16 protein-coding genes are annotated in these 14,638 nt (G+C 44.9%); 5 read left to right on the top strand and 11 right to left on the bottom strand.

Annotation, left to right across the window (positions count from 1 at the left end; translation table 11 throughout):
• Nucleotides 1-130 precede the first annotated feature (130 nt).
• The 3 genes from KKA81_01155 to KKA81_01145 form a co-directional block, all read right to left on the bottom strand.
• A complete protein-coding gene (locus KKA81_01155) occupies nucleotides 131-766 on the bottom strand; it encodes a PorT family protein (GenBank protein ID MBU2649516.1) in 636 nt (211 codons plus the stop codon).
• Between the two features lie 41 nt (nucleotides 767-807).
• Nucleotides 808-1,401, bottom strand: coding sequence for a CAP domain-containing protein (locus KKA81_01150; protein MBU2649515.1), 594 nt, complete (start codon nucleotides 1,399-1,401; stop codon nucleotides 808-810).
• Nucleotides 1,402-1,911: 510 nt separating this feature from the next.
• The gene (locus KKA81_01145; GenBank protein ID MBU2649514.1) at nucleotides 1,912-2,274 is read right to left on the bottom strand and encodes an endonuclease domain-containing protein; all 363 of its coding nucleotides are present in this window, start codon (nucleotides 2,272-2,274) and stop codon (nucleotides 1,912-1,914) included.
• Between the two features lie 597 nt (nucleotides 2,275-2,871).
• Here KKA81_01145 and KKA81_01140 point away from each other — a divergent pair.
• From KKA81_01140 to KKA81_01130, 3 genes are all read left to right on the top strand, one after another.
• Nucleotides 2,872-3,024, top strand: coding sequence for a hypothetical protein (locus KKA81_01140; protein ID MBU2649513.1), 153 nt, complete (start codon nucleotides 2,872-2,874; stop codon nucleotides 3,022-3,024).
• A 149-nt stretch (nucleotides 3,025-3,173) separates the two neighbouring features.
• Nucleotides 3,174-3,860 carry a response regulator transcription factor gene (locus tag KKA81_01135; protein MBU2649512.1) on the top strand — a complete coding sequence of 229 codons (687 nt, stop codon included), beginning with the start codon at nucleotides 3,174-3,176 and terminating at the stop codon, nucleotides 3,858-3,860.
• A 1-nt stretch (nucleotide 3,861) separates the two neighbouring features.
• On the top strand, nucleotides 3,862-4,905 hold the full coding sequence (locus KKA81_01130; protein ID MBU2649511.1) for a sensor histidine kinase: 1,044 nt from the start codon (nucleotides 3,862-3,864) through the stop codon (nucleotides 4,903-4,905).
• Here KKA81_01130 and KKA81_01125 read toward each other — a convergent pair whose 3' ends face one another.
• Entirely contained in the window at nucleotides 4,906-5,880 is a 975-nt protein-coding gene (locus KKA81_01125; protein MBU2649510.1) for a polyprenyl synthetase family protein, read from the bottom strand.
• A 232-nt stretch (nucleotides 5,881-6,112) separates the two neighbouring features.
• On the opposite strand from KKA81_01125, the gene KKA81_01120 reads away from it, so the two are divergent.
• Nucleotides 6,113-6,892, top strand: coding sequence for a radical SAM protein (locus tag KKA81_01120; protein ID MBU2649509.1), 780 nt, complete (start codon nucleotides 6,113-6,115; stop codon nucleotides 6,890-6,892).
• A gap of 9 nt (nucleotides 6,893-6,901) precedes the next feature.
• Nucleotides 6,902-7,300, top strand: a complete 399-nt coding sequence (locus tag KKA81_01115; protein MBU2649508.1) for a hypothetical protein — start codon at nucleotides 6,902-6,904, stop codon at nucleotides 7,298-7,300.
• 150 nt (nucleotides 7,301-7,450) lie between these two features.
• Here the strand turns inward: KKA81_01115 and mtnA are convergent, their stop codons facing one another.
• From mtnA to mdh, 7 genes are all read right to left on the bottom strand, one after another.
• On the bottom strand, nucleotides 7,451-8,488 hold the full coding sequence (gene mtnA / locus KKA81_01110; GenBank protein MBU2649507.1) for an S-methyl-5-thioribose-1-phosphate isomerase: 1,038 nt from the start codon (nucleotides 8,486-8,488) through the stop codon (nucleotides 7,451-7,453).
• 2 nt (nucleotides 8,489-8,490) lie between these two features.
• Nucleotides 8,491-9,678 carry an amidohydrolase gene (locus KKA81_01105; GenBank protein MBU2649506.1) on the bottom strand — a complete coding sequence of 396 codons (1,188 nt, stop codon included), beginning with the start codon at nucleotides 9,676-9,678 and terminating at the stop codon, nucleotides 8,491-8,493.
• Between the two features lie 48 nt (nucleotides 9,679-9,726).
• Entirely contained in the window at nucleotides 9,727-11,121 is a 1,395-nt protein-coding gene (gene fumC / locus KKA81_01100) for a class II fumarate hydratase (protein MBU2649505.1), read from the bottom strand.
• Nucleotides 11,122-11,147: 26 nt separating this feature from the next.
• A protein-coding gene (gene prfB, locus KKA81_01095) for a peptide chain release factor 2 (protein MBU2649504.1) occupies nucleotides 11,148-12,237 on the bottom strand; the annotation gives its coding sequence in 2 pieces (ribosomal slippage) (nucleotides 11,148-12,173 and nucleotides 12,175-12,237; 1,089 coding nt in all).
• Nucleotides 12,238-12,277: 40 nt separating this feature from the next.
• A complete protein-coding gene (locus KKA81_01090; GenBank protein ID MBU2649503.1) occupies nucleotides 12,278-12,751 on the bottom strand; it encodes a RecX family transcriptional regulator in 474 nt (157 codons plus the stop codon).
• Complete coding sequence (locus KKA81_01085) at nucleotides 12,748-13,443, bottom strand: NAD-dependent deacylase (GenBank protein MBU2649502.1); 696 nt, start codon at nucleotides 13,441-13,443, stop codon at nucleotides 12,748-12,750. The genes KKA81_01090 and KKA81_01085 overlap by 4 nt, the downstream gene beginning before the upstream one ends.
• Nucleotides 13,444-13,643: 200 nt before the next feature.
• Nucleotides 13,644-14,585, bottom strand: coding sequence for a malate dehydrogenase (mdh, locus tag KKA81_01080; protein ID MBU2649501.1), 942 nt, complete (start codon nucleotides 14,583-14,585; stop codon nucleotides 13,644-13,646).
• Nucleotides 14,586-14,638 lie beyond the last annotated feature (53 nt).

Below are 14,638 nucleotides of genomic sequence, written 5' to 3'. Positions count from 1 at the left end.
TTAATGTAAGTTTTTGAACGCCTGTAGTTCATCAATACAGACATTCAAATATATGTACGTTAAAAATAAGAAAAGTTACGATTTCTTTATGGAAATGTTAAATTTTTACCGTTTCTAAATTATTCAGGAATTACAATTTCCTGCCCAGTTTCAGGAAACGGTACTGCAGGGATATGATGAGGCAATTGTGATACTGGCCCCATTCAAAGAAAGGAAAACGTTTGACGTAACCGCTTTGCAATCCTCCTTCGCGTATGGTATTAATGGAAGTATTAAAACGAATATTGAAAGCAAGGTTGGGTAAAGGATTCACGTTGGCTCCAACAATGGCATTATAGGTAACCGGCCGGAAATCAACGGCAGGGGTATTTTCATAACCGTCAATGTATTCTTTGCCTACAACCAGGAATGAGATGGAAGGGCCGATCTCGAGTTTGGCCCAATCAAAAGGCATAAACTGGAATAAAACAGGGATTTCGATATAATCTGTCTTGATCTTGAAGGAACCAAAATCACTTTTATCATAATCGGCATTCTTCTGGCTTCCTTTCTGGATATAAGACAGTTCCATCTGAACATACATTTTATCGGCAAACTGAAGGTTAGTAAAAAAACCACCGGCCATGCCAACTTTATTCAGCCCACCAAGAGTATCGCCATCCACTTCACTGCCCACGATACCAAAGAAAGCCCCGCCGCTGAATTCCTGTGATCTTGCAGCATTAATGGCGATAACAGTTAAGATAAGGAGTAGTAATCTGCGCATGTTTTTTTTGGTAAAGATAAAAAAGTATTCCCATCCGGTATTCACTCACATAAAAGAGGGATAGGTCGGGGATCAGGGGTATCGCTGAACCACACCACGGCATAGTTTTCAACAATGCCAATTCCGATTGTTTTCCAGGAAATCTGCTTCCACATTCCTTTGTGAATGATCATTTCATTGTGTTTGGAACTGTTTTTCCAGCCGTTCAGAGCTCCCTGGGCCATATTGGAAACATCACCGGGATAAGTGCTATAAAAAACCATTTCATAACCAATCCCCTCGAAACCTGTCAGTTCATTGGGCTTGTACCACATGCATGCTGCCTTTTTATGATCATCGGTATAGCAACAGGGTTTCCATGGACCGTGGTTTGACCAGCTGTGCAGGTTGCATCTTTTACCATGGCCATAATGATCCTGAAGATCCCGTGCGTGAATCTGAGCCACATAGGTAAGCGAAGCGGAAAGCTGCAGGGAAGGTAATCCCTTTGAATTCCTGTAGCGATTGATATTGTTATATAATTCATACTCTTCCTGTGATAGGCAAACCGATACAGGATCAAAAGTCGAGTATGAAGGTCCGGGAGAAATAACCAGGAAGCAAAGTATCAGCCAATTCGAAAATGCCAGGATCATAAAAAAGTTTTTCCTATAACGGGATTTGGGAATTTTTGGTGTGAAGGGGGGGGAGGGGGTACCCACCCCCTGGCCCCCTCCCTGTCTCGCCTCAGGCGAGAGGAGGGGGAACGCGCTATTTAGGTTTAGGGACTATTATTTAAAAAATTACGTCAGGTTTTATGGTCAATAACTCTTAATTTGCAAGAAAGGATGTGCAAAAAGGATTTCCATATTTCTGCTTGTTCCGGGAAAATTTCTTTAATAAAACCTTCGAAGGTCGTTACCCAATTTGCCAGTTCGATAAAATTATCCTGAAAAATTCTATAATAAATTCAATTAGAACGCCCCCCCTCCCTGCCAGCAGGGAGGGGGACGGGGGGTGGGTACTTTTGATAATGCTCCCTGCCAGCAGGGATAGCCTGTCCCTCGGTATGCGGGAGGGACGGAGGGGGGGTACTTTTTAATAAAACGCCCTGCCACAAAAGTAGCCCTCGGGGGGTACTGTCTAAATGTGTATGTAACTAGCAACTATTTAAAAGCATTGCAAATCTTTAATAAAACAGCATCAATATCCATCAACTCTTCATTTCTTATACGAAGGACACGGATATTCTTTGTCCCAAGAATTAAATCACGCTTTTTATCCCGATCCTTTTGATAATCATGGACCGGACCATCCAGCTCTATTGCAAGCCTTTCTTCACTACAGTAAAAATCAGGAATAAAAAAAAACAGTTCATTTTCTACATTTTCATAAATGATGGGGTGTTGCCTTAAAAATTTACGACCTTGCAGCTTCCTGTTTTTCAAATAAAACCATAAAAGCTTCTCAGCGGGAGTCGGATTACGTCGTAACTCCCTTGCAATTTTCTTAATTTCAGGGTATTTCATAATTATTAAATTGAATAATGTCTATACCAATTAGTTCCTGAAATCGTAAAATATCCCAGGGTATTACTAAAAAATTTAATTTGAAAGATTGCATTTTCAGTACCCACCCCCTGACCCCCTCCCTGTGTGAATAGTTTTAGTACCCACCCCCTGACCCACCCCCTGTCTCGCCTCAGGCGAGAGGAGGGGGGACGCGCTATTTACGCTTAGGGGCTATTATTTAAAGTATTACGTCCAGGTTTTATGGTTAATAAATTTTGATTCTCAAGAAAGAATGTGTAAAAGGATTTTCCATATTTCTGCTTGTTCCGGGAAAATTTCTTTAATAAAACCTTCTAAGGTCGTTACCCAATTTGCCAGTTCGATAAAATTATCCTGAAAAATTCTATAATAAATTCAATTAGAACGCCCCCCCTCCCTGCTGGCAGGGAGGGGGGCGGGGGGTGGGTACTTTTGATAATGCTCCCTGCCAGCAGGGAGAGGGACGGGGGGTGAGAACTTTTAATCCCCCCAAAACTTAACAATTCCTTTACAATCCCATAAAGCAAAACAGCAACTTCCGCATTACTTTTATCGCGAAATAATCAAAAGCCCAATATGCAAAAAGAAAAAAGAAACAGGCCGGATCTACCCGGAAGGAGAAATAAAACGGCCCAGCGAATCATCGAGGAGAACCTGGAACCAGAATCTAAACAGCTAAAAGAACTTGACGATCTTTATTTTCACTTGCTGGAACTGAGTAAAAACTGAGCATATCCCGGTTCTGGCCATCTCATCTCAGGGAAAAATCAATACCTTTGCCGGTAATTGACAATTTTCTTTTTGAAATAAGAAAGATAATTTGTTAATTTACTGTGGACAAATACATTGTCCTGAAAGGTAATTAATGCTTTCCCATTATGAGTAAAAAAGAGTATAAACTCCTTCTTGTCGATGACGAACCCGATGTTCTTGAATTTCTTGGGTATAACCTGAAAAAGGAAGGATACGAAATTCATACGGCATCCAACGGCAGGGAGGCCATACGACTGGCAAAGGAAGTCCAGCCCCATCTGATCATATTGGACGTAATGATGCCAGAAATGGACGGCATAGAGACCTGCCAGGAAATAAAAAGGTTAGATAAACTTGGCAACACCATCGTTATTTTTCTTACCGCCCGGGGGGAAGATTATTCACAAATCGCAGGATTCGATGCCGGCGCTGATGACTATGTCACAAAACCCATCAAACCAAAAGTGCTGACCAGCCGCATCAAAGCCTTACTCCGAAGATACAAGGAAGAAGAGGAACAGGTAGAAGAGCAGGTACAACTTAAGGAATTCACCATCGATAAGGAAAGGTTCATCGTAATCAAAGATGGAAAGGAGATTTCATTGCCAAAGAAGGAATTTGAATTGTTGTTGCTGCTGACATCAAAACCGAACAAAGTGTTTTCAAGGGAAGAGATCTTTTCAAGGGTTTGGGGAAACAATGTGATCGTGGGTGACCGGACCATTGATGTTCACGTCAGGAAAATCAGGGAAAAGTTGGACATCAGCAATATCAAGACCGTTAAGGGTGTAGGGTATAAATTCGAAACCTGATATGAAATTTGAAGACCCGAAGAGCCTTGCCTCTACCAATGCAGCATTAACTGTGCTGTTTTTCAGTTTAATCTACTCTATTCTTGGTTTTTCATTCGGAGGTTTCAACTTCCTGATACTTATTATCATCGATGCAGCTCTTTTTATTTTCCTGTATTTTCTCATCCGATATACTGCCGATAAATTTATCTACGACAAGATCAAGATCATTTATAAATCTATACATAATCTTAAAGTTGTCGAATCAGGAAAAGGTAAGATCAGGATTGCCAGAAAATCCATTGATAATGTCAACCAGGAAGTCATAGAATGGGGTGAACAGCAACGCAAGGAGATCATGCAACTCAAACAGCTTGCCAATTACCGGAGAGAATTCCTGGGAAATATCTCCCATGAACTGAAAACGCCCATTTTCAATATCCAGGGTTATGTGCTTACCCTGCTCGACGGTGGGTTGGATGATCCCAGGATCAATAAAGAATACCTGCTGAGAACGGAGAAGAGCATCAACAGGATGATTGCCATTGTTGAAGATCTTGAGGCCATCTCCCAACTGGAAAGCGGTGAATTAAAGCTGGAAGTAAGCAAATTCAATATAGTGGCCCTTACACGGGAAATAATTGAATTTCTGGAAATTAAAGCGAAAAAGAGGGATATCAAAATCAAACTCGACCGGAATTATGAAAAGCCCATTTTTATTTCGGCCGACAAAAAACGCATACGGCAGGTATTGATCAACCTGATCGATAATTCCATCAAATACGGCCGGGATCACGACGGGAAAACGGTAATCAGTTTTTTTGATATGGATGAACATGTTTTGGTGGAGGTGACGGACAATGGGATAGGAATCGATAAAGAAAACATACCCCGGATTTTTGAACGTTTTTACCGCACCGACAAAGGAAGGTCGCGGGAACAAGGAGGCACGGGGCTGGGTCTTGCCATTGTCAAACACATCATTGAAGCCCATAACGAAGCCATCAATGTTAGAAGCAGCCTGGGAATCGGAACAACATTCGGATTTACTCTGAAAAAAGCCTGATCATTTGTTTCTTTCGGTAGTATATATCACAAGGTCATGCATCGATTGCCTGTAAATACTTTCAGGAAATGAATCCAGGATGTTTAATGCTTCCTGGCGGTATTCAATCATCTTACTCCGGGCATATTCAATACCTCCATTGCCGTTAACCCGGGAAATGATCTCCGACACTTTCTGCCCGTTATCGCTGTACCTTTTTATATTACGGATGATACCCCTCCGTGTGCCTTTGTCGGAATGGTTCAGCAAATAAATTAAAGGAAGGGTGAGTTTCTTTTCCTTGATATCTATACCCCGGGGTTTGCCTGTTTCGTTCGATTTTTCGTAATCGAACAGATCGTCTTTGATCTGAAAAGCGATGCCTACCTTTTCACCGAATGATCTCATCTTTTCAACCGTTTCCGCAGGCACCCCCGATGATTGTGCGCCACAGGCACAACAACTTGCAATCAGAGAGGCCGTCTTCTTACGGATGATCTCAAAATATATGTCTTCCTTGATATCCAGGCGGCGTGCTTTTTCGATCTGCAGCAACTCCCCTTCGCTCATCTCCCTTACTGCATCAGAGACTATCTTCAGCAATTCATGGTCGTTATGGTTGACCGACAGCAATAAACCCCTGGATAACAGGTAATCCCCGACCAGAACCGCAATTTTATTCTTCCAAAGGGCATTGATGGAAAAAAAACCCCGCCTTTCGTTTGAATCGTCCACCACATCATCGTGCACCAGGGTAGCTGTATGCAGCAGTTCAATCAGGGCTGCTGCCCGATAGGTAGAATCGTTGATACCCCCGCAGACCGAAGCCGAAAGAAAGACAAACATCGGGCGCATCTGCTTGCCCTTGCGCTTCAGAATGTATTGCATCACCTTATCCAAAAGAGGAACGGAACTCTTCATTGAAGACCTGAAATACTTTTCAAATCCCTGGATGTGATCTTTGATCGGTGCCCTTATTTCATCAAGTTTACCCATTCCTCAACACAAAAAACCAAAATTAGACATTTTCCTGTTATTGCATTAACAATGTTTTGAATAAATGGTTTATTCCTGGAGAAAACAATATAGGTTTACAAAGTTTCAATTCAACTACAAGTAATCCTGTAACCTGTAACCTGAAACCTGAAACCGATTTTATAATTCCCGATACACACAAATTTTTTATCTTTACAGCACAAATCATTCTTTTACACTTAATTGAACCGCTATGGCTGGATTTCTTTTCTCGGATATGGTATTTGGGCCGGTGAACAGCCGGCGTCTCGGAGTTTCGCTGGGTATTAACCTCTTGCCAACGGATTATAAATTCTGTACTTTCAACTGCGTGTATTGCGAATGTGGCTGGACAAAGTCGGGCGATGGCAATAAGTTCCCGCTTCCTTCCACCGGTGAACTCCGTGAAAAACTTGAAGCAAAGATGAAGGATCTGGCTGACCAGGGCATCCTTCCCGATGCCATCACTTTTGCAGGAAACGGCGAACCCACTTTGCATCCGGAGTTCCCGGATATCATGGATATGGTGATCACATTAAGGGACAAATACTTTCCTGATGCCAGGATAACCGTTTTATCCAACGCAAGCCAGGTGCATAAAGAAAAGATCTTTATGGCCCTGCGTAAGGCCGACCAGAACATTCTGAAACTGGATGCCGGCACCGATGAGACTTTCAGAAAGATAAACCAGCCCAAAGGGAATCTCACGATCAGGGATGTCGTTGACAGCCTGAAAAAATTCGAAGGCAAGCTGATCATTCAAACATTGTTCATGGAAGGAACCATCAACGGGCAAAAGGTAAGCAATACCGGTCAGGAGGAGATCGGGAAATGGATTGAACACCTTCGCGAAATCAACCCGGAATACGTGATGATCTATGCCATAGACCGGGAAACACCGGCGGAAAACATCCGTAAGCTCAGTTTCAGGGAGCTCAATGAAATTGCGGATAAGGTTGAACTTGCAGGATTCAGGACTAAAGTTTTTGGATAATTTTGTCATATGCTTGATTACCCTGCCAAAATATTAATTGCATTTGGGGAGACCATCAGTGGAAATACGGAAATTTATCACTGGTTATTAAAAAATGGGTATCCTGAGCTGGCCGCCCTGAGCAGCGCCATAAGAGGTAGTGAAGACGCTTTCAACTGGCTCATGAAACACGGCTACCCTCATTATGGTGCACTGGATGCCGCCATCGACAATAACCCCAAAGCCATACGCTGGCTGAACGATCATAATTACAGCTTCCTGATTGTCTTTGCCGATGCCTGCAGGGAAAAACCGGAAGCCATATCCTGGCTAAGAAACAACAACCTCGAAATCTTCATACGTCTTGCCTACAAGGTTATTCAGTTCCGCAACGACCAAACGTACGATTATCATAAAATGCGTTTTTAAAGCCAGGCTTGATAATTCTGTATTCTGTATTCTGTATTTGCAATAGGATATACAATTGAGAATTTACTATTTACAATGCATTGAAAATATCAAATTGCAAATTGCAAATCCTATTGCAAATACAGAATACAGAATTGACAATACAGAATTTTACTCTTCTTTCCCAGCAAACTCATCAGCGTTGATCACCCCTTTTTCGGTAATAATACCGGTGATGAGAGAGGCGGGAGTGATGTCGAAAGCGGGATTGATGGCTTCGGAACCCGGAGAACAGACCTGCACTGTCCGCAGGTGGCCGGATTCATCCGGGCCTGTCTGGTAAGTGACCTCATCCTGGCTGCGTTCTTCCAGGAAAATGTCTTCTCCGGAAGCGCACTCGGGGTCCATGGTGGATAAAGGAGCGGCTACATAGAAAGGGATGCCGAAATATCTTGCCGCAATCGCTTTCTCAAGGGTACCGATCTTGTTGGCAACATCTCCGTTCAATGCTATACGGTCAGCGCCAACGATCATCATATCGATCTTTCCGAGCGACATGAGGTGGGCACCGGCATTGTCGGGAACAATGACATGAGGAATGCCGGCATTGTTGAGCTCCCAGGCCGTCAGTCTTGCTCCCTGGCTTCTGGGACGGGTTTCGTCGACATAGACAAAGATCTCCTTACCTGTTTCATGGGCATGATAAACCGGGGAAAGCGCTGTCCCGTAATCCACAAAGGCCAGCCATCCTGCATTGCAATGGGTCTCTATGGCATATCCATCCCTGATCAGTTCATTTCCGAAACTACCTATGGCAAGGGAGCTTTCGGCATCCTCATCGGCAATCTGCTGTGCTTCGATGATGGCATGCTCCACCGACTGCAATCCTGCATTGAAGACCCTGTCGACAGCATAAAACAAATTCCTGGCTGTAGGCCGTGTAGCCTCAATATCGGTTTTGGCCTTTGCCAGGAAATCGGCCGATCGCTCCCTGCTGTTCTGCATGAAAGCCTGGGCCATGGCAAAACCTGCCGCCGCACCTATAGCGCCGGCTCCCCTGACTATCATGGTACGTATGGCATGGCAGGTCGACTCATAATCCTGGCAAATATGTATGGAAAACTCAAACGGTAAAAGGTTCTGCTGAACCATGAACACCCGTGAACCTTCCATCCAGACGGTCCGGTAATCTATTCCGTTTACTTTCATAGTTATGGATTCATCAATTCAGAAAATGCAAGCCAGGCCATCAAACCTGTCCCGGTCCTGATGCTTTCCTCATCCACGTTAAAGGTAGCCGAATGCAGGTTCGATACAATTCCCTGCGACTCGTTCCTTATGCCCAAACGGTAAAAGCATCCCGGGATCTCCCTGGCAAAGTAAGCGAAGTCTTCGGCCGTCATGCGCATTTCAAGATCGGCCACATTATCTTTCCCCAGATACTCCACCGCTCTTTCTTTTACCTTTTGCGTAAGGGTTTCATCATTTACCAGGAAAGGGTAACCGGGGTCAATAAATACATCGCATGAACCGCCCATGGCTTCAGCCATTGTGGAAGCCATGTGGCGGATACGTTGTTTAATCTCCTCCCTCCACTCCTCGTTGAAGGTACGCATGATGCCTTCTATCTTAACCTCATCCGGAACGATATTGGTTCTTCCTTCGGAATGTATCCTGCCGAAAGAAAGCACAGTAGGTATGACCGGAGAAGCATTGCGGCTGACAATTTGCTGGAGGGCGACCACAATATGGGCAGCGATCAGCACCGGGTCGATGAGTCTGTCAGGCACTGCGGCATGTCCTCCCCTGCCCTTGACCGTCAGGAAGATCTCATCGGTGGAAGCCATGTATTTCCCGGCTTTCAGGCCGATCTTGCCGGCTTCCAGTTCAGGATAAACATGCTGTCCGAGGATTAGTGCCGAATCGGGGTTTTTCAAAACACCGGCCTCTATCATCGGTTTGGCACCACCCGGGTACGATTCTTCCGTTGGTTGAAAGATAAGCCGTACGCTCCCTGTAAAGGAATGCCGGATTTCCTGCAAAATTCTTGCTGTGCCAAGCAAACAGGTCATATGGACATCATGCCCGCATGCATGCATAACCCCGGGATTCAGTGATTTATAAGGTAAATCATTTTTCTCCCGTATGGGCAGGGCATCCATGTCGGCCCGGAGCGCAATATTGCGTGAATGGGGTTCCTTGCCCCTGATCAGACCAACAACACCCGTTCCTGCTATCCCATCCTGATACTCAATCCCCCACTGTTTCAACAAACCGGCAATATATTCAGCCGTCCTGAATTCCTGTTTCGACAACTCAGGATGGGCATGCAGGTGCCTGCGTATCTCAATCAGTTCATTAAAGAAAACATCCGTCAAACGCCTGATTTCCTGAAGCATAATTATCCTCCCGGTTTTAAAACCTGTCCCATTGCGATGACCATTTCCTTATTTGGGTGAAATCATCTTGGTGGGATCGATCCATTCATCATATTGTTCAGCACTAACCAGGCCCAGCCCAAGAGCGCTTTCCCGGAGGGTTATCCCCTCTTCATGCGCTTTCTTGGCAATTTTGGCGGCATTTTCGTAGCCAATATGGGTATTGAGCGCCGTAACAAGCATGAGTGAATTATCGAGGTTTGTTTTGATATTCTTTACATTGGGTTCTATGCCCACAGCACAGTTTTCGTTGAAAGAGACGCAGGCGTCGCCAAGGAGCCTGGCCGACTGCAGGAGATTATAGATCATCACAGGTTTGAACACATTCAACTGGAAATGTCCGTGTGTGCCGGCAACGGTGATGGCAGCATCGTTACCGATCACCTGGGCACAAACCATGGTTAATGCTTCGGGTTGGGTAGGATTGACCTTACCGGGCATGATGGATGATCCGGGTTCGTTGGCAGGCAGGTTGATTTCACCAATGCCGCATCTGGGGCCGGAGGCCGAGAGCCGGATATTGCTTGCAATGTGCAAAAGGCTTACGGCAAGCGTTTTCAAGGCTCCGGAAGTCTCTACCATGGCGTCATGTGCCGAAAGGGCTTCAAACTTGTTGTCAGCGGTCACAAAAGGATAGCCGGTAAGCTGGGCTATTTTAGCGGCGACAAGTTTATCATATCCTTTGGGAGCATTGATACCCGTACCTACGGCAGTACCGCCAAGCGCAAGTTCCAGGAGGTGTGGCAAGGTGTTGCGGAGTGCTTTCAAACCGTGATCCAATTGAGAAACATAACCGGAAAACTCCTGTCCGAGGGTTAGCGGAGTAGCATCCATCAGGTGTGTACGGCCGATCTTCACGATGTCCATGAAAGCTTTGGCCTTTTCAGCAAGGGTATTGCGAAGCATTTCCACGCCCGGGATGGTCGTTTCTACGATCATCGCATAGGCGGCAATATGCATGGCTGTCGGGAAAGTATCGTTCGACGATTGCGCCTTGTTCACATCATCGTTGGGGTGGATAGGTTTAGGGCCTTCCTCCAGTTTGCCTCCCAGTTTTACATGGGCACGGTTAGCAATTACTTCGTTCACATTCATGTTGCTTTGGGTACCTGAGCCGGTCTGCCATATAACCAGAGGAAAATGATCATCGAGTTTACCCTCGAGGATCTCATCGCATACTTCGGCAATAATCTTTGCCTTTTCAGCGGGTAAAACACCTAATTCCTGGTTTGTGAGTGCGGCCGCCTTCTTCAGGATAGCAAATGCCCGGATTATTTCAACAGGCATAGAGCCTTCCGGGCCAATTTTGAAGTTCATCTTTGAACGTTGTGTCTGCGCTCCCCAGTATTTTTCGGCGGGAACTTCCACGATACCCATCGTGTCTTTTTCTTTTCTTGTTTCCATGTGATTTTGGTTAAATATTGATGGTTTTAACTGTTGCCGAATTCCATCAGGTAGGCTTTCAGGAAGGAGTTGATATCCCCGTCCATCACAGCCTGCACGTTAGATGTTTCATGTTGTGTCCGTAAGTCTTTCACCATTTTATAAGGATGCATCACATACGAACGGATCTGCGAACCCCATTCAATACGTTTCTTGTTTCCTTCTATCTCTGCCTGGGCTTCCTTTTTCTTACGGAGTTCTATCTCATACAATTGTGATTTGAGCATGCGAAGTGCTTTTTCACGGTTTTGTGCCTGAGAGCGGGTTTCCTGGCATTCGATAATGATCCCTGTTGGTTCGTGTCTGAGCCTGACGGCCGTCTCCACCTTGTTCACATTTTGTCCGCCGGGGCCACTGGAGCGAAAGGTATCCCAGGTAATATCGGAAGCATTGATCACAACGCTTATATCATCGTCCACGACCGGATAGACATAAACCGAGGCAAAGGAAGTATGCCTTTTATTGGCAGCATCAAAGGGGGATAACCTCACCAGACGGTGGACCCCGTTTTCACCTTTCAGATATCCGAAGGCATAATCACCCTCAAATTCCAGGGATACTTTCTTTATTCCAGCCACCTCACCTTCGTGGATATCAATTTCCTTAACCTTATAATCGTTGAGTTCCCCCCATCGGTAATACATACGCATGAGCATCTCCGCCCAGTCCTGACTTTCCGTGCCTCCTGCTCCGGCATTGATCTCAAGAATAGCCCCCATCCTGTCTTCCTCCTTGCTCAGCATATTCCTGAATTCCAGATCTTCCACCCTGATACGGGCAAGTTTGTATTGCTTATCCAGATCTGCCTCCACGGCCTGATCCTCTTCAAAAAAGTCCATGATAACCTTCAGGTCTTCCAGACTTTCTGCCGCGTTGGCGAACGCTTCCGTCCAGGTCTTCTTTTCCTGGATTTTTTTCATAACCTGTTCAGCCTTCTTGGGATCGTTCCAAAAATCGGGGGAATGGGATAGCTGTTCTTCCTCCTGTATTTCCTTCAACCTTCTGTCGATGTCAAAGATACCTCCTTAAGGCCTCGAGCCGTTTGCCGAGATCTTTGATTTCTTCTGTTGTAACCATTGTGGGTAATTAATTTGATTCGGCATCAAATTTAATAAAATTATCCTTCGGTTTCTTTGAGGATATTCCAAACTAAGGGTGGTTCAAATCCTTTGGAGATGGCATAACTGGCAAGGCGCTTACGGAACCGGTATGGGTCGTTGTCTTTTATCTCAAAGCTTTTCTTTGTTATCAGCTGTTTCAGTACCGTGATATACTCTTCCTCGTCGATTTCCTGCAAACCAATTTGAATATATAAGTCTGGGATTTCCTTTTTTTGCAATTCATAAATAATTCGATTTTTTCCCCATTTATTCATCCTGAATTTACTTCCTGAAAATACACAAGCATAACGCTGGTCATCCAGGAAGCCATCTTTACGTAAGGTATCGATAATTTTCTCGGCCACGTTGTCTTTCACCATCCATTCCTTTAGTTTGTTTTTAACATCGGAAAGGCATCGTTCCTGGTAACTGCAAAAATTACGGGCTTTTTCCAGGATAAAATCCGGATGGATCTCATTGCTTTGTTTCATTTATCAAGGGTTTTCATGAGATTATCAACCAGGATGGGCACAGCGACTCCGGCTTTATCCCTGATAAATTTCAGATTAGGGATATAGGAAAAATCATGTGCATTGGGATCGATGAGGTATTTCTCCGCTTCCGGTCTGACATAGCGCAACAGTCCTGCTGCCGGATAAACCTGCAATGAAGTACCCACAACGATAAAAATCTCAGCCAGGGAAGCGATTTCAGAGGCAGGAAGCATATTTGGCACCATTTCTCCGAACCATACGATGTGCGGCCTGAGTTGACTTCCCAGTTCGCAGGTATCTCCATTTTTCAGCTCCCATCCATCCAATACATATACTAGTTTAGGATCGCGGGTGCTCCTAACCTTTTTCAGTTCGCCATGTAAGTGCAGAACTTTCTTAGAGCCGGCCCGTTCATGAAGGTCATCCACATTCTGGGTAATAACATCCACATCGAATTTTTCTTCCAGCCTGGCAAGGGCAAAATGGGCGGGGTTAGGCTCAACCTCATACAGTTGCTTCCTTCGCTGGTTATAGAAATCGAGGACGAGTTCCATATCATCTTCCCAGGCTTCCGGGGTAGCAACCTCCTCAATCCTGTAATTATTCCACAAGCCGTCGTTATCACGGAAGGTTTTCAGGCCGGATTCAGCGCTTACACCGGCGCCGGAAAGAACCACGATCTTTTTCATGCGCAAGGATATGAATTTCAAAAGTCAAACAGCTTTTCCCGCGTATGCGAAAAACGAAGTAACCTAAAATCAAAGTTTTTATGAACAATAAACTTATGGATATAAAAATACAAATGAAAATCACAAAGCGCAACGGGAATTAAAAAAAAACGCGCAAATCCCGGTAAGGATTTGCGCGTCGCATGATAAAAAGCAGAATTTTATGTGAATATCTTCAACGATTCCAGCACTTTTAACGTTTCCTGAACCTGGGCAGCCGATTCCTGAACCATTTTCATTTCACGTTCATCCAGTTTCAGTTCTATCACTTCTTCGATACCATTTTTACCAAGCTTTACGGGTACTCCCAGGTAAAGGTCTTTAAGCCCATATTCTCCATTCAGGTAAGCGCTCACCGGGAAGATCCTCTTCTGGTCATCTACGATGGCTTCCACCATCATGGCGGCGGCAGCGCCGGGTGCATACCAGGCAGAGGTTCCCATAAGGCTGACGAGTTCACCTCCTCCCTTCTTGGTACGTTCGATGATCTTGTCAATTTCATCTTTGTTAAGCAGCTCGGTGATGGGAATACCCTGTACCGAAGTGAAACGCCTCAGGGGAACCATGGAATCACCGTGTCCGCCCATCAGCAAACCATGAATATCCTTTGGAGATACATTGAGAGCTTCTGCAATAAAAGCTGTATAACGGCCGATATCCAGGATGCCTGCCATACCGAATACCTTACGGTAGTGTTTGTTGGCTGCTTTGTAGGCCACATAGGTCATAACATCCAAAGGATTGGAGACTATGATCAGGATGGCATCCGGAGAATATTTTATGGATTTTTCCACAACATCCTTGACAATCTCTGCATTGGTTTTGATCAGATCATCTCTCGACATTCCAGGTTTCCTGGGCATTCCTGAGGTAATGACGATAATCCCTGAGCCCTTGGTACGCAAATAGTTGTTGGTTGACCCGGTAACTCTTGTGTTAAAGTTATTGATCTGCGAGGTTTGCCATATATCAAGAGCCTTGCCTTCGGCAACACCTTCCTTGATGTCAACCAGAACCACCTCCCGTGCAAGATCTTTATGAGCAATAACATTAGCGCAGGTTGCGCCAACATTTCCTGCTCCTACCACCGTAATTTTTTCCATAATACTTTGATTTAAATTGTTTTCTGCCGTAATACAAATATAAGACACATCAG

Source organism: Bacteroidota bacterium, from assembly GCA_018831055.1.
Taxonomy (GTDB): domain Bacteria; phylum Bacteroidota; class Bacteroidia; order Bacteroidales; family B18-G4; genus M55B132.
Note: the sequence above shows the minus strand (reverse complement) of the source record. Positions and strands in the feature narration are given on the sequence as shown.

Bases quoted from the DNA above. Each gene is read 5' to 3' on its own strand.
- KKA81_01155 (MBU2649516.1), bottom strand. From the start codon at position 766: ATGCGCAGATTACTACTCCTTATCTTAACTGTTATCGCCATTAATGCT.
- KKA81_01150 (MBU2649515.1), bottom strand. From the start codon at position 1,401: ATGATCCTGGCATTTTCGAATTGGCTGATACTTTGCTTCCTGGTTATT.
- KKA81_01145 (MBU2649514.1), bottom strand. From the start codon at position 2,274: ATGAAATACCCTGAAATTAAGAAAATTGCAAGGGAGTTACGACGTAAT.
- KKA81_01140 (MBU2649513.1), top strand. From the start codon at position 2,872: ATGCAAAAAGAAAAAAGAAACAGGCCGGATCTACCCGGAAGGAGAAAT.
- KKA81_01135 (MBU2649512.1), top strand. From the start codon at position 3,174: ATGAGTAAAAAAGAGTATAAACTCCTTCTTGTCGATGACGAACCCGAT.
- KKA81_01130 (MBU2649511.1), top strand. From the start codon at position 3,862: ATGAAATTTGAAGACCCGAAGAGCCTTGCCTCTACCAATGCAGCATTA.
- KKA81_01125 (MBU2649510.1), bottom strand. From the start codon at position 5,880: ATGGGTAAACTTGATGAAATAAGGGCACCGATCAAAGATCACATCCAG.
- KKA81_01120 (MBU2649509.1), top strand. From the start codon at position 6,113: ATGGCTGGATTTCTTTTCTCGGATATGGTATTTGGGCCGGTGAACAGC.
- KKA81_01115 (MBU2649508.1), top strand. From the start codon at position 6,902: ATGCTTGATTACCCTGCCAAAATATTAATTGCATTTGGGGAGACCATC.
- mtnA (MBU2649507.1), bottom strand. From the start codon at position 8,488: ATGAAAGTAAACGGAATAGATTACCGGACCGTCTGGATGGAAGGTTCA.
- KKA81_01105 (MBU2649506.1), bottom strand. From the start codon at position 9,678: ATGCTTCAGGAAATCAGGCGTTTGACGGATGTTTTCTTTAATGAACTG.
- fumC (MBU2649505.1), bottom strand. From the start codon at position 11,121: ATGGAAACAAGAAAAGAAAAAGACACGATGGGTATCGTGGAAGTTCCC.
- KKA81_01090 (MBU2649503.1), bottom strand. From the start codon at position 12,751: ATGAAACAAAGCAATGAGATCCATCCGGATTTTATCCTGGAAAAAGCC.
- KKA81_01085 (MBU2649502.1), bottom strand. From the start codon at position 13,443: ATGAAAAAGATCGTGGTTCTTTCCGGCGCCGGTGTAAGCGCTGAATCC.
- mdh (MBU2649501.1), bottom strand. From the start codon at position 14,585: ATGGAAAAAATTACGGTGGTAGGAGCAGGAAATGTTGGCGCAACCTGC.